Raw genomic sequence first — 14,764 nt, 5'->3', positions numbered from 1 at the left:
AAAACAAAACCCCACTGGAGGGTATCCAGTGGGGTTTTGAGGAATAAAAGCCTGACGATGACCTACTTTCACAGGCGAATGCCAACTATCATCGGCGCGAAGGCGTTTCACGGTCCTGTTCGGGATGGGAAGGAGTGGGGCCACCTTGCTATGGTCGTCAGGCGTAACCGGGTAAGCGGTTGACGCGGAGTCAAACACTTGAATTTGGAAGAAGCAGCACGCGCTCGTGTCACCGCGGGCTTGTGGCCAGGCGGGTCATCGAGAGCACGTAAAGTGTGTATGGGTTGCGTTGATGTATGTTTGAACGGCACTGGCAGAAATGTCGCCAGCGTCACATGCGAGGGGCAAGGGTTAGTTGCGCTCTACATGGTTAATTAAGACTTGAGAGTTATAGGATCAAGCCTCACGAGCAATTAGTATCGGTTAGCTTAACGCATTACTGCGCTTCCACACCCGACCTATCAACGTCCTGGTCTTGAACGACTCTTCAGGGGGGTCAAGCCCCCAGGGATACCTAATCTTCAGACGAGTTTCCCGCTTAGATGCCTTCAGCGGTTATCTCTTCCGTACTTAGCTACCCGGCAATGCCATTGGCATGACAACCGGTACACCAGAGGTACGTCCACTCCGGTCCTCTCGTACTAGGAGCAGGCTCCGTCAAGTATCCAACGCCCACGGCAGATAGGGACCAAACTGTCTCACGACGTTTTAAACCCAGCTCACGTACCTCTTTAAATGGCGAACAGCCATACCCTTGGGACCGGCTACAGCCCCAGGATGAGATGAGCCGACATCGAGGTGCCAAACACCGCCGTCGATATGAACTCTTGGGCGGTATCAGCCTGTTATCCCCAGAGTACCTTTTATCCGTTGAGCGATGGCCCTTCCATTCAGAACCACCGGATCACTATGTCCTGCTTTCGCACCTGTTCGACTTGTCAGTCTCACAGTCAAGCACGCTTATGCCATTGCACTATCAGCACGATTTCCGACCGTACCTAGCGTACCTTCGAACTCCTCCGTTACGCTTTGGGAGGAGACCGCCCCAGTCAAACTGCCCACCATGCACTGTCCCCGATCCGGATAACGGACCAAGGTTAGAACCGCAAACAAACCAGGGTGGTATTTCAAGGTTGGCTCCACGAGATCTAGCGACCTCGCTTCAAAGCCTCCCACCTATCCTACACAGACCGGTTCACAGTCCAATGCAAAGCTACAGTAAAGGTTCATGGGGTCTTTCCGTCTAGCCGCGGGTAGATTGCATCATCACAAACACTTCAACTTCGCTGAGTCTCGGGAGGAGACAGTGTGGCCATCGTTACGCCATTCGTGCAGGTCGGAACTTACCCGACAAGGAATTTCGCTACCTTAGGACCGTTATAGTTACGGCCGCCGTTTACCGGGGCTTCGATCAAGAGCTTGCACCCCATCACTTAACCTTCCGGCACCGGGCAGGCGTCACACCCTATACGTCGACTTTCGTCTTTGCAGAGTGCTGTGTTTTTAATAAACAGTCGCAGCCACCGATTCTCTGCGACCCCATCATGCTCAGCGCGCAGGCGCCTCACACTACCGGGGCATACCTTCTCCCGAAGTTACGGTATTAATTTGCCGAGTTCCTTCTCCCGAGTTCTCTCAAGCGCCTTGGAATATTCATCCCGTCCACCTGTGTCGGTTTGCGGTACGGTCTCGTACAGCTGAAGCTTAGAGGCTTTTCTTGGAACCACTTCCAATCACTTCGCGAGACATGCTCGCTCGAGCCACACCCTTGATTTACGCGCCCGGATTTGCCTAAGCGCCATCTTCAATGCAGCAACAGGGACATCCAACACCCTGATGATCTTCCGCGATCCGTCCCCCCATCGCACTGTACGACGGTGCTGGAATATTAACCAGCTTCCCATCAGCTACGCATCTCTGCCTCGCCTTAGGGGCCGACTCACCCTGCGCCGATGAACGTTGCGCAGGAAACCTTGGACTTACGGCGAGGGGGCTTTTCACCCCCTTTATCGCTACTCATGTCAGCATTCGCACTTCTGATACCTCCAGCAGCCTTCACAAGCCACCTTCGCAGGCTTACAGAACGCTCTCCTACCGCGTATATCAAAGATATACACCCGCAGCTTCGGTTTATCGCTTAGCCCCGTTACATCTTCCGCGCAGGACGACTCGATCAGTGAGCTATTACGCTTTCTTTAAAGGGTGGCTGCTTCTAAGCCAACCTCCTGACTGTCTATGCCTTCCCACTTCGTTTCCCACTTAGCGATAATTTGGGACCTTAGCTGGCGGTCTGGGTTGTTTCCCTCTTGAGTCCGGACGTTAGCACCCGGTGCTCTGTCTCCCAAGCTGTACTTGCAGGTATTCGGAGTTTGCCATGGTTTGGTAAGTCGCCATGACCCCCTAGCCATAACAGTGCTCTACCCCCTGCAGTAATACTTGAGGCACTACCTAAATAGTTTTCGGAGAGAACCAGCTATTTCCAGATTTGTTTAGCCTTTCACCCCTATCCACAGCTCATCCCCTAGTTTTTCAACACTAGTGGGTTCGGTCCTCCAGCACGTGTTACCGTGCCTTCAACCTGGCCATGGGTAGATCATCTGGTTTCGGGTCTACACCCAGCGACTGAACGCCCTATTCGGACTCGCTTTCGCTACGCCTTCCCTATCCGGTTAAGCTTGCCACTGAATGTAAGTCGCTGACCCATTATACAAAAGGTACGCCGTCACCCCACAAGGAGGCTCCGACTGTTTGTATGCACACGGTTTCAGGATCTATTTCACTCCCCTTCCGGGGTTCTTTTCGCCTTTCCCTCACGGTACTGGTTCACTATCGGTCGATCACGAGTATTTAGCCTTGGAGGATGGTCCCCCCATCTTCAAACAGGATTTCACGTGTCCCGCCCTACTTTTCTCATGCTTAGTTCCACCATCGACATTTCGTCTACAGGGCTATCACCTGCTACGGCCAGACTTTCCAGACTGTTCAACTATGTTGATGGCTAAAACATGAAGGCTCTTCCGATTTCGCTCGCCACTACTTTCGGAATCTCGGTTGATTTCTTTTCCTCGAGCTACTGAGATGTTTCAGTTCACCCGGTTCGCTTCCACTGACCTATGTATTCAGTCAGGGATACCGCTTGCGCGGTGGGTTTCCCCATTCGGACATCTACGGATCAAAGCTTGTTTGCCAGCTCCCCGTAGCTTTTCGCAGGCTACCACGTCCTTCATCGCCTGTGATCGCCAAGGCATCCACCATGTGCACTTAGTCGCTTGATCCTATAACACTAAAGTCTTATAGGACGCTTGTTGACATTTCGCGTTTGTGCCGTTCATCAAAGCTATTTTTCGATCGCCACTTGCGTGACCATCGAAACTTGAGACTTTGGAACAAAATCATGCAATCACAACCCGTATTCATCTTCGTCAACTTGCGTTGATTACTTGATGAACACTTTACGTTGTGCTTCTTCCAAATTGTTAAAGAACAAATATAGCTGTCAGGCCTAAACCCAACGATTAATACTGACTCGCAGCACTAATCGTTGAACTCTTGCGTGCTTAGTATCTACCAGGCAGTGCGCGAAGCACTGGTGGAGGTGAACGGGATCGAACCGATGACATCCTGCTTGCAAAGCAGGCGCTCTCCCAGCTGAGCTACACCCCCATACCCCGATCGCTCGGAATAACTTTGGTGGGTCTGGTTGGATTCGAACCAACGACCCCCGCCTTATCAAGACGGTGCTCTAACCGACTGAGCTACAGACCCCAGACTCTTACTCTCGGATCTGTACGATCCAGCAGCTATATTTCAAACAACCGATAAGCGTGGACACTTGACATCGAGCGCTAAGCTCTTAAAGGAGGTGATCCAGCCGCACCTTCCGATACGGCTACCTTGTTACGACTTCACCCCAGTCATGAATCCTACCGTGGTAATCGCCCTCCTTGCGGTTAGGCTAACTACTTCTGGTAAAACCCACTCCCATGGTGTGACGGGCGGTGTGTACAAGACCCGGGAACGTATTCACCGCGACATGCTGATCCGCGATTACTAGCGATTCCGACTTCACGCAGTCGAGTTGCAGACTGCGATCCGGACTACGATCGGGTTTCTGGGATTGGCTCCCCCTCGCGGGTTGGCGACCCTCTGTCCCGACCATTGTATGACGTGTGAAGCCCTACCCATAAGGGCCATGAGGACTTGACGTCATCCCCACCTTCCTCCGGTTTGTCACCGGCAGTCTCATTAGAGTGCCCTTTCGTAGCAACTAATGACAAGGGTTGCGCTCGTTGCGGGACTTAACCCAACATCTCACGACACGAGCTGACGACAGCCATGCAGCACCTGTGTTCCGGTTCTCTTGCGAGCACTCCCAAATCTCTTCGGGATTCCAGACATGTCAAGGGTAGGTAAGGTTTTTCGCGTTGCATCGAATTAATCCACATCATCCACCGCTTGTGCGGGTCCCCGTCAATTCCTTTGAGTTTTAATCTTGCGACCGTACTCCCCAGGCGGTCAACTTCACGCGTTAGCTGCGCTACCAAGACCCGAAGGTCCCAACAGCTAGTTGACATCGTTTAGGGCGTGGACTACCAGGGTATCTAATCCTGTTTGCTCCCCACGCTTTCGTGCATGAGCGTCAGTGTTATCCCAGGAGGCTGCCTTCGCCATCGGTGTTCCTCCGCATATCTACGCATTTCACTGCTACACGCGGAATTCCACCTCCCTCTGACACACTCTAGCTCGGTAGTTAAAAATGCAGTTCCAAAGTTAAGCTCTGGGATTTCACATCTTTCTTTCCGAACCGCCTGCGCACGCTTTACGCCCAGTAATTCCGATTAACGCTTGCACCCTACGTATTACCGCGGCTGCTGGCACGTAGTTAGCCGGTGCTTATTCTGCAGGTACCGTCAGTTGCACGGGGTATTATCCCGTGCCGTTTCTTTCCTGCCAAAAGTGCTTTACAACCCGAAGGCCTTCATCGCACACGCGGGATGGCTGGATCAGGGTTGCCCCCATTGTCCAAAATTCCCCACTGCTGCCTCCCGTAGGAGTCTGGGCCGTGTCTCAGTCCCAGTGTGGCTGGTCGTCCTCTCAAACCAGCTACGGATCGTCGCCTTGGTGAGCCATTACCCCACCAACTAGCTAATCCGATATCGGCCGCTCTAATAGTGCGAGGCCCGAAGGTCCCCCGCTTTCCCCCGAAGGGCGTATGCGGTATTAGCTACGCTTTCGCGTAGTTATCCCCCGCTACTAGGCACGTTCCGATACATTACTCACCCGTTCGCCACTCGCCACCAGACCGAAGTCCGTGCTGCCGTTCGACTTGCATGTGTAAAGCATCCCGCCAGCGTTCAATCTGAGCCAGGATCAAACTCTTCAGTTTAATCTCTGTTTTTCGCCGCCATCCGTAGACAGCGACTTCGCTTGCTTCTCAAAGGAAGTGAGGTATTACTACCTTACTTCTATTGTGTCGGCACTTTGATACTTTTGCTTTTGCCACCGAGCCGAAACCCGGTGGCAGCGCACTCGCATCAAGTGCCCACACTTATCGGTTGTTTAGTTGTTAAAGAGCGGTACTGCCAAATTCTTGCCTGCTACGCTCGAAGTCTTTCGACTTCGCTGCCAACTTCGCTTCAGTGACTCGCTTTCGCTTCGTCGCTGTCGCTGCGTTGTCAGCAGCAGAGAAACGAGATTATGAAGAAGTTTTTTTCGTTTGTCAACTCAGTTTTGAAGATTTTCATCACCGAGCAACTCACCACTTCTTCTCTCGCTTCCGGCGCCGTCGTTGCCGACCGCACCATCTGCTTGAGCGCCGTGCTTTCAGCACCTTGGCCTTTCTCGAAACATCAGGGTAAACCCTGAATTTTCGACAACTGCCAAGCCCGAAACTATAACACGATTTTTGCATTTCGTGCAACTCACATCGCACAATTTGCAGCTCATCGTGAGCAGCTTGTCGTTCGCGGCACCTACGCCTGACTCCCAACACGCTGCTGCTTCGAGCGGCCTTGGCTGCTTTCGCCACACCCGGGCAAACCCTGATGTTTTGATTACTGCCAAGCCCGAAACTATAACACGATTTTTGCAGATCATGCAACTCAGGTCGCACATCCTGCAGCTCACCGTGCAACGCTGGAAAGTCCGGCGGGTCATTCGACTCACACCTGGGCTACGCCCCACTCTCCTGCGCTGAAAGCCGCTTTTTCCGTCTCGCGTCCCACTCAAGTGGCAACCGCTTTGAGACCAGGAAACAGCTGCTTGCCGCTTCGGCTTCGTCGCTCGCATCAATGTGTGAGCAGCGAAGGGGGCGAACTATAGCACACAAAAAATCGCGGTGTCATGGAAACGCCAAACTTTCGTCATGCCACCGTCAATTTCTGCGGATTGCGGGGATGACACCCTGCCCTATCCTGCGAAACGAGGGGGTTCGACTCGGGTCCGCCAGGACCAGTTCCCCGGAATTCCAAAAAAGATTCGGCGCGCCGAGGCCCTCGCTCTGCCGCGTCAGCCAAGCCCTCCCTACGTGGCGTCGGGCAAGCCTCTATATAGGCAAGGTGAAAAACCCCGTGGGAGCACGAGGATCCGGCGCGCATGGCGCGCCCACGCCGCCGCGGGAAGGCGCCCCGAGGCGCCGCCCACTGGGCTCCCCCGGTATTCCCTCCCGCGCCCCGCCCGACCGTCCTCTATATAGAGGAAGGAAGACCGCCCCCCGGTCGGCCATCCCAGTGTGATGTCGAGCGGCAGCTGGCCGGCCGTCGAAGTCCGCGACCTGCTGCGCCGCCACCACCGGCGGGAAATCGTCTCAGCCGTGCCTCCCTGCGCGCGCCGGGCCAGCAGCCTCGACCACGCGGCGCGCCAGACGAGGCGGCAGCAGCGACATCCACCCTTTACGCCTCAGCGCACCACGAGGCTCTGCGCACGCGGTCGGACAGCGCATCGCGAGGAATGGCACGCGGGGGTCGGGCGTCGCACCGGCGCGCACGATGCGCCGCAAGGCGCTTGCACCGCGGCGTTCCCGCACGAGCCTCGGGACTTACGGTACCCTACGCAGGAAATACAGCAGATCTGACAACACGGAAAACAATGACTGAAGATATCCTGGTTAACGTCACCCCCTTCGAGACCCGTGTTGCGCTGGTTGCCCAGGGCGCGGTGCAGGAGCTGCATGTGGAACGCAGCATCCAGCGCGGCCAGGTGGGCAACATCTATCTCGGGCGCGTGGTGCGCGTGCTGCCGGGGATGCAGAGCGCCTTCATCGACATCGGGCTGGAACGCGCGGCCTTCATCCATATCGCCGACCTGCGCGAAAACCGGCTGGAGCGCAGCCAGGGCCACACGCCCACCCCCATCGAAAAGCTGCTGTTCGAAGGCCAGACCCTGATGGTCCAGGTCATCAAGGATCCGCTGGGCACCAAGGGCGCGCGGCTGTCGACCCAGATCAGCATCGCGGGCCGCATGCTGGTGTACCTGCCGCACGATCCGCACATCGGCATCTCGCAGAAGATCGACTCGGAGGTCGAACGCGTGCAGCTGCGCGAACGCCTCCAGGCGCTGATGCCCGCCGAGGAGAAAGGCGGCTTCATCGTGCGCACGCAGGCGGAAGGCGCCACCAACGAAGAAATCGCCGCCGACCTGGAGTATCTGCGCAAGCTGTGGGGCAGCGTGCAGGCGGCTGCGCGCACCCATCCGGCGCCGACCGCGCTGCATCGCGATCTCACGCTGGCGCAGCGCGTGCTGCGCGACATGGTCAGCCCGAACACGGGCGCCATCCAGGTCGATTCGCGCAGCACCACGGCCGAGCTGCAGGAATGGGCCCGCGTCTACACGCCCTCGGTGGCCGACCGGATCCGCCATTACAGCGGGGAGCGCCCCCTGTTCGACACGGCCAACGTGGACGAGGAAATCGCGCGTGCGCTGTCGCGCCGGGTGGACCTGAAGTCGGGCGGCTACCTGATCGTCGACCAGACCGAGGCGCTCACCACGGTGGATGTGAACACCGGCGGCTTCGTCGGGGGCCGCAGTTTCGACGACACGATCTTCAAGACCAATCTCGAGGCGGCCCAGGCCATCGCGCGCCAGTTGCGGCTGCGCAATCTCGGCGGCATCGTGATCCTGGACTTCATCGACATGGAAGACGCCGAGCACCGCGACACGGTGCTGAGCGAGTTGAAGAAGGCGCTGTCGCGCGACCGCACCCGCATGACCGTGAATGGCTTCACCCAACTGGGGCTGGTGGAGATGACGCGCAAGCGCACGCGCGACTCGCTCGCGCACCAGCTGTGCGAGCCCTGCCCCATGTGCCAGGCGCGCGGCAACGTGCGCACGCCCCGCACCGTCTGCTATGAGATCCTGCGCGAGATCCTGCGCGAGGCGCGGCAGTTCAATCCCAAGGAATTCCGCATCCTGGCCGCGCAGAGCGTGGTGGATCTGTTCCTCGAGGAAGAGAGCCAGCACCTGGCCATGCTGGGCGACTTCGTGGGCAAGCCGATCTCGCTCGAGGTCGAGGCCACGTACTCGCAGGAAAACTACGACATCATCCTGATCTGAGGTGCGCCGCGCCCGCCGGGCGCCGCGCATGTCACCGGCAAGGCGCATCGCCGCTCGGGTGCGCACCCGACGGCTCGGAGCGCCGCCCCGGCGCCGGCCTAGGGCCGGTCCGCGCCGGGCGCGGCGAGCAAGGCGCGGATGTCCTCGAACACGGCCTGCCATTCCTGCGGGCCGATCGACATGAAGTTGAAGAAGCGCAGCATGAATGCGCCCTCGGTCGCCAGGAAGGCCAGGCGGGCGCGGCGGCCCGCCTCCGTCGTGACGTCCAGCCCTTCGATGCGGCTGCGATACCAGGCCTGGGTGCTGGCCAGGTGCTCGGGCGACTGGATCAGCATGGCCATGAGGCCGGCCGCCTTGGCATTGGAGATCTCGTCGGCATCGCAGGTGGCGCCGGCGTGGGCCGCGACGCGGTCGAGCGGCGTGGGCGCGGGGCCGGCCACGGCGGCAAAGCGCGTTTCGTAGGCCTTGCCGAATCGCTCGAACAGCGCGTCGATGAGGGCGTCCTTGCTGCCGTAGCAATACTGGATGCCGCCCTTGGTCACGCCCATCTCGCGCGCGACGGCGTCGATGGTGAGACCGGCCGCGCCCTCGCGCGCCACGATGGCTTCCGCCGCGTCGAGCACCTTGTCACGATCGATGGTCCGCTTGCGCCCCATTTTTTGCCTCTTTTCAATACATACGTATGGATTTATATTATAACGCCTGAGCCATCCGCTCAGGGTTTCATGTTGGCCCTCCCCCGCGAGGCGGGACGCCGGGCCGAGGTTCGTATCATGCAGTCCCTTCCGCTCGACCCCAAGCGCTGGCGCGTGCTCGCCATCGTGTCCGTTGCCCTCCTGCTCATCACCATCGACGCGACCGTGCTCTATGCGGCGCTGCCGCGACTGACCCACGCGCTGCACGCCGACGCGTCGGCCAAGCTGTGGATCATCAATGCCTACCCGCTCGCGGTCACCGGCCTGTTGCCGGGTGCCGGGGCGCTGTCCGACCGTTTCGGGGCGAAGCGCATGTTCGTCGCCGGCCTGGTGGTGTTCGGCATCGCGTCGGCCTGCGTGGCCTTTTCGCCGACCTCGGGCTGGCTCATCGGCACCCGGGTGTTTCTCGCGCTGGGCGCGGCGATGATGATGCCGGCCACCCTGTCGCTGCTGCGCCATGCCTTCACCGACGAGCGCGAACGCGCGCTGGCCATCGGCGTGTGGGCCGCGATCGCAGCCGGCGGCGCGGCGCTCGGGCCGGTCGTGGGCGGCATCCTGCTGGAGTTCTTCTGGTGGGGGTCCGTGTTCCTGATCAACGTGCCCATCGTGCTGGCGCTGCTGTGGCCGGCCAGCCGCGTGGCCGAGGCCGGCGCCGGGCATGCCGTGCGGCCCTGGGATCCGGCGGGCTCGCTGCAGATCCTGCTCGGCATGGTCGGCGTGGTGTATGCGATCAAGGAGCTGAGCATGCCCGCGCCGATGTACGCGGCGGCCGCGGGCGCGGCGCTGCTGGGCGTGGCGTTCTGCGTCCTGTTCGTGCGGCGCCAGCGCCGCAGCGCGCAGCCGATGATCGATTTCGCGCTGTTTCGCCTGCCGCCGTTCCGCCAGGGCGTGGTGGTGGCACTGGTTGCGAGCTCAACCCTGGTGGGCGTGGAGCTGGTGCTGAGCCAGCGCCTGCAGCTCGTGCTCGGCCTGAGCCCGCTCGACGCGGCGCTGTATCTGTTGCCAGTGCCGGCGGCCGCGGCGGTGGCGGGCCCGGTCGCCGGCCTGCTGATCGGCCGCATCGGGCAACAGCCGGTGATGCGCGCCGCCCTGCTCATTGCCGGCGTCGGCATGGGCCTGGCCGCCTGGATGCACGCGCAACCGCCGCTGTCGCAGGTGCTGGCCCTGTCGGTGCTGGGCGTGGGCCTGGGCGCGGCGATCACCGCCGCATCGAACGCCGTGATGGGCAGCGCCCCGGCCGAGAGCGCCGGCATGGCGGCCTCGATCGAAGAGGTGTCGTACGAATTCGGCCACGTGCTGGGCGTGACCGTGCTGGGCAGCCTGCTGACGGCAATCTATGCCCGCACGCTGGTGCTGCCCGCCGGACTGGGCGGCGACGCGGCGCGCGACAGCCTGGACCGCGCCATGGAGGCGGCCGCCCGCCTCGACGCCGGCACCGCGCAGCACCTGCTGCAACTGGCCCATGGCGCCTTCGACCACGCCTATGTGGTGGTGGTGACGGTGGCGGCGCTGGTGCTGGCCGCGACGGGCCTGAGCCTGCGGCGCCTGCGCGCGGCCTGAGCGCCGGCGCAAACAGAAACGCCCGGCGCGTGCCGGGCGTTGGGTTGCGCGGACAACCGGGCGCAGCGCTCAGTCTTCGCGGAACTGCATGTTGTAGAGCGAGGCGTACATGCCGTTGGCGGCGAGCAGCTCGTCGTGCGGACCCTGCTCCACGATCTGGCCGTTGTCGAGCACGATGATGCGGTCGGCGTTCTGGACGGTGGACAGGCGGTGCGCGATCACCAGCGTGGTGCGGCCCTTCATCAGGCGTTCGAGCGAGGCCTGCACCTGGCGTTCGGATTCGTTGTCGAGCGCCGAGGTGGCCTCGTCGAGGATCAGGATCGGCGCGTTCTTGATGAGGGCGCGGGCGATCGCCAGGCGCTGGCGCTGGCCGCCGGACAGGCGCGCCGCATTCTCGCCCACCGCGCTGTGCATGCCCTGCGGCAGGCTGTCGACGAACTCCAGCAGGTTGGCGGCGGCGAGTGCATCGCGCACCTGCTCGTCGCTGGCCTTGCCGAGCGCGCCGTAGCCCACGTTGGCGGCGATGGTGTCGTCGAACAGCACGACATCCTGGCTCACCAGCGACAGGTGGGAACGCAGGCTGGACAGCGTCAGGTCGTCCACCGGCACGTCGTCGACCAGGATCTGGCCGCCCGTGGGCACCACGAAGCGCGGCAGCATGTTGGCCAGGGTGGTCTTGCCGCTGCCCGAGCGGCCCACCAGCGCCACGGTCTGGCCGGGCTCGACCGAGAACGAGACGTTGGAAACCGTGTCGCGGGTGGCGTCGGAGAACCGATGGGTGACGTCGCGGAACTCGACCTTGCCGCGCACCGGCTCGGCCAGCTGGCGCGTGCCGCTGTCGGGCTCCGGCACCTGGTCGACCAGCGTGAACACGCTTTCGGCCGCGACCAGCATCTTCTGCATCTTGCTGGCGAGGTTGGTCAGGCGCTTGATCGGGTCGAACAGCTGGGCCAGCGCGGCCATGAACGAGGCGAACGAGCCGGCGGTGAGCGTGCCGGCGTTGGCCTGGCCCAGCGCCACGGCGATGACGGCGCCGACCGCGATCGAGATGCAGACCTGGGTCAGCGGCGTCATGGCGGCGTCGGCCGTGGCGGTGCGCATGGCGTAGCGGCGCAGCTTGGCGTTGACGAAGCTGAAGCGGCTGCGCTCGGCCTCATAGCCGTCGAACAGCTTGATGACGCGCTGGCCGTCGATGCCCTCGCTCACGACGCGCGTGAGCTCGGCGTTCATGTTGACGGTTTCGCGGTTGATCTTGCGCAGGCGGCGGATGAAGCTGCGCGCGATCAGGACCGAGACCGGCAGCATCACCAGGATGATGAGCGTGAGCATCCACGACATGTAGAGCAGCACGCAGATCAGCGCGATCACGACCAGGGTTTCGCGCACCAGCACCGTGATGACGTCGGTGGCGTAGCCGGTGACGTTGCCCGCGTCGATCGTGAAGCGGTTGAGCAGGCGGCCGGTGTCGCCGCGCTTGAAGTCGGCGTCGGGCAGGCCGAGCAGGCGGTTGAACATGTCGCGCCGGATGCCGAGCAACACGTTGTTGGCGACCCAGGCCAGCAGGTAATCGGAGAAGAAGTTGCAGATGCCGCGCGCCATGATGAGCCCGACCACGGCCAGCGGGATCGACCACATGTAGGAGGGCTTGGCGCCGGAGAAGCCGTCGTCGAGCAGCGGCTTCATGATGACGGCCAGGGTGGGCTGGGTGGCGGCGGCGCCCGCCATCAACAGGATGGCCAGCAGCAATCCCTTCCAGTACGACCCGACCCGGCTGTAGATGCGATGCCAGAGTTCGGGGCGCACCGGTTGGGCCCCGGCCTGCGCGTTGCGTGCGGCAGAATTCAAGGAATCACTCGCTTTAATACAATTGTGCCCGTGATTGTACCGGCCGCTGGGCCGGCGGCCGGTTTTTCCCCGGCCGCGCCCCGGCCGTCATGGTGAACGCCTCTATGTCTATTTCGTGTCTTTACGTGCGCCTGCCCAACTGGGTCGGCGATGTCTGCATGAGCCTGCCCAGCCTGCGGCTGGCCCTGGCGACCGGCGTGCCCGTGGTGGTCTGCGCCCGGCCGTGGGCCCGCGAGCTGCTGGCCGGGCTGGACCTGGCCGGTTTCCTGCCCATGCGCGGCAAGCTGGGCGCCGACCGGGCGGCCGTGCGCGAGCACCGGCGCTCGCTCGGCGCCGGCGCGCGTCGCGCCCGCGGCCTGGTGCTGCCCGACTCGCTCTCCAGCGCGGCCGTGTTCCGGCTCGCCGGGGTGCCGAGCGCGGGCTACCGCGACGACGGCCGCAGCCTGTTGCTGCGCTGGCCGGTGCGCAAGCCCGCGCAGGCGCTGCATGCCGTGCAGTCCTGGTATTTCCTGACGCGCGCCGCGCTCCAGGCCTGGGGCCTGCCGGCCGGACCGGAGCAGCCCCCGGCCGCGCTCGACCTGCCGGTGACGCCGGCGCAGGCGGCCCAGGCCGACGCGGCCCTGGCCGAGGCCGGGCTGGCGGGCCGGCCGTTCGTGCTGATCGCGCCCACCGCCACCGGCCTGCACAAGGGCCGCGTGAAGGTCTGGCCGGGCTTCGACGGCCTGACCCGCCATTTGCAGGAACGGGGCCATACCGTGTTAATGTGCCCTCCGGCCTCCGAGGTGGACGACGCGCGACGCAATGCGCCGACCGCCACGCTGCTGCCGCCCCTGCCGCTGGGCGCGTTCGCCGCCCTGACGCAGCGGGCAGCGCTGGTGGTGTGCAATGATTCGGGCGTGTCGCACGTGGCCGCCGCCGCGCTGGCGCGCGAGCTCACGCTGTTTGGCGTGACCCGCCGCAGCCGCACCGGCCCGTGGTCGCCGCGGGCCGTGTTGCTCGGGGCGGAAAACGCCTGGCCCGCCCAGGACGAAGTGGAAAGTACGACAGTAGCCTTGCTCGCCGGCGACATGCCCGGGCAGACGCAGAATTGACATGCAGATCTCGACTTACCTGACCAATCTCATCATTCCGCTTAACCTCTGCATCACGCTGGTGGTGCTGGGCCTGGTGCTGGGCCTGTTCCGGCTGCGCAAGACCGGCGCCACGCTGATCGCGGCGGGCGTCCTGTGGGCGGCCGCCTGGTCGCTGCCGGTCACCTCGCTGTATTTCGGCGGCAAGCTGGAGGCCCATTACCCCTATCTGCAGCCCGAGACGGCGCCCACGGCGGACGCCATCGTGGTGCTGGGCGGCAACACCGCCAACGGCCGCGCCAACTGGTTTTTGCCCTACGACAAGGACAAGACCGTGGTGCGGGTGGACACGGCCACCGAGCTGTTCCTGGCCGGCCGCGCGCCCAAGGTCGTGGTCTCGGGCGGCGCGCTCGAGGGCGACGTGAGCGAGGCCAAGGGCATGGCACACCGCATGCGCCAGCAGGGCGTGCCCGAGCAGGCGCTGATCCTCGAGAACGCCAGCCGCAACACCTATGAAAACGCGGCCCTGACCGAAGATACGTTGCGCGCGCATCAAGTGAAGAAGGTGCTGCTGGTGACCTCGGCCCTGCACATGCCGCGCGCCATGGCCGCCTTCTCCAAGCAGGGCGTCGAGGCGATCGCCGCCCCCGCGCCGCGCCAGATCGTGCTGCCCGAAGACGGTTCCGTGTCGCTCTGGCTGCCCGACGAACGCACCTTCGACGCCAGCCGCTCCATCATCAAGGAGTACGCGGGCCTGCTGGTGTACTGGATGCGCGGCTGGGTTTGAGCATGCAATGCCGCCCCCGCTGCGGCGCCTGCTGTACCGCGCCCTCGATTTCCAGCCCCATCCCGGGCATGCCGGACGGCAAGCCCGCGGGCGTGCGCTGCATCCAGCTCGACGATGAACACGGCTGCCGCATCTTCGGCCAGCCCGAGCGGCCCGCCGTGTGCGGCGGACTGCAGCCTTCCGTGGTGATGTGCGGCGACTCGCGCGCCCAGGCGATGGCCTGGCTCACCGACCTGGAACGCGCCACCGCGCCCTGA

Annotated in this window: 8 protein-coding genes, 2 tRNA genes and 3 rRNA genes; 6 read left to right on the top strand and 7 right to left on the bottom strand. The window is 62.5% G+C overall.

Going from position 1 to position 14,764, the window contains the following annotated elements; genetic code table 11:
• Window positions 1-49 precede the first annotated feature (49 nt).
• From rrf to CEG14_RS08410, 5 genes are all read right to left on the bottom strand, one after another.
• Window positions 50-162: ribosomal RNA gene (rrf, locus tag CEG14_RS08430) — 5S ribosomal RNA — on the bottom strand.
• A 230-nt stretch (window positions 163-392) separates the two neighbouring features.
• Window positions 393-3,275, bottom strand: a 23S ribosomal RNA gene (locus tag CEG14_RS08425).
• A 312-nt stretch (window positions 3,276-3,587) separates the two neighbouring features.
• A tRNA-Ala gene (locus CEG14_RS08420) sits at window positions 3,588-3,663 on the bottom strand.
• Window positions 3,664-3,688: 25 nt separating this feature from the next.
• Window positions 3,689-3,765: transfer RNA gene (locus tag CEG14_RS08415), tRNA-Ile, on the bottom strand.
• A gap of 90 nt (window positions 3,766-3,855) precedes the next feature.
• Window positions 3,856-5,386 (bottom strand): 16S ribosomal RNA (locus tag CEG14_RS08410).
• The 16S, 23S and 5S rRNA genes sit together here with 2 tRNA genes alongside, the layout of an rRNA operon.
• Before the next feature lie 311 nt (window positions 5,387-5,697).
• On the opposite strand from CEG14_RS08410, the gene CEG14_RS26295 reads away from it, so the two are divergent.
• Both CEG14_RS26295 and rng read left to right on the top strand, forming a co-directional pair.
• The gene (locus CEG14_RS26295; RefSeq protein ID WP_179280553.1) at window positions 5,698-5,865 is read left to right on the top strand and encodes a hypothetical protein; all 168 of its coding nucleotides are present in this window, start codon (window positions 5,698-5,700) and stop codon (window positions 5,863-5,865) included.
• Between the two features lie 1,221 nt (window positions 5,866-7,086).
• Window positions 7,087-8,550 carry a ribonuclease G gene (gene rng, locus CEG14_RS08405; protein WP_094825890.1) on the top strand — a complete coding sequence of 488 codons (1,464 nt, stop codon included), beginning with the start codon at window positions 7,087-7,089 and terminating at the stop codon, window positions 8,548-8,550.
• A 98-nt stretch (window positions 8,551-8,648) separates the two neighbouring features.
• On the opposite strand, the gene CEG14_RS08400 is transcribed toward rng, so the two are convergent.
• The gene (locus CEG14_RS08400; protein WP_094825889.1) at window positions 8,649-9,206 is read right to left on the bottom strand and encodes a TetR/AcrR family transcriptional regulator; all 558 of its coding nucleotides are present in this window, start codon (window positions 9,204-9,206) and stop codon (window positions 8,649-8,651) included.
• Between the two features lie 117 nt (window positions 9,207-9,323).
• Here CEG14_RS08400 and CEG14_RS08395 point away from each other — a divergent pair, with 117 nt between their 5' ends.
• The gene (locus tag CEG14_RS08395) at window positions 9,324-10,805 is read left to right on the top strand and encodes an MFS transporter (protein ID WP_094825888.1); all 1,482 of its coding nucleotides are present in this window, start codon (window positions 9,324-9,326) and stop codon (window positions 10,803-10,805) included.
• A gap of 69 nt (window positions 10,806-10,874) precedes the next feature.
• On the opposite strand, the gene msbA is transcribed toward CEG14_RS08395, so the two are convergent.
• Window positions 10,875-12,650, bottom strand: coding sequence for a lipid A export permease/ATP-binding protein MsbA (gene msbA, locus CEG14_RS08390; protein ID WP_094825887.1), 1,776 nt, complete (start codon window positions 12,648-12,650; stop codon window positions 10,875-10,877).
• A 104-nt stretch (window positions 12,651-12,754) separates the two neighbouring features.
• Between msbA and CEG14_RS08385 the strand changes: the two genes are divergently transcribed.
• From CEG14_RS08385 to CEG14_RS08375, 3 genes are read left to right on the top strand one after another with little or no spacing between them, the layout of a single operon-like run.
• On the top strand, window positions 12,755-13,741 hold the full coding sequence (locus CEG14_RS08385) for a glycosyltransferase family 9 protein (protein ID WP_256985608.1): 987 nt from the start codon (window positions 12,755-12,757) through the stop codon (window positions 13,739-13,741).
• 1 nt (window position 13,742) lies between these two features.
• Window positions 13,743-14,507 carry a YdcF family protein gene (locus CEG14_RS08380; protein ID WP_094825885.1) on the top strand — a complete coding sequence of 255 codons (765 nt, stop codon included), beginning with the start codon at window positions 13,743-13,745 and terminating at the stop codon, window positions 14,505-14,507.
• Window positions 14,508-14,509: 2 nt separating this feature from the next.
• A complete protein-coding gene (locus CEG14_RS08375) occupies window positions 14,510-14,764 on the top strand; it encodes a YkgJ family cysteine cluster protein (RefSeq protein ID WP_094825884.1) in 255 nt (84 codons plus the stop codon).

It is taken from the genome of Bordetella genomosp. 1 (genome assembly GCF_002261335.1).
GTDB lineage: Bacteria > Pseudomonadota > Gammaproteobacteria > Burkholderiales > Burkholderiaceae_B > Bordetella.
This window is presented reverse-complemented; position numbering and strand designations above follow the sequence as displayed.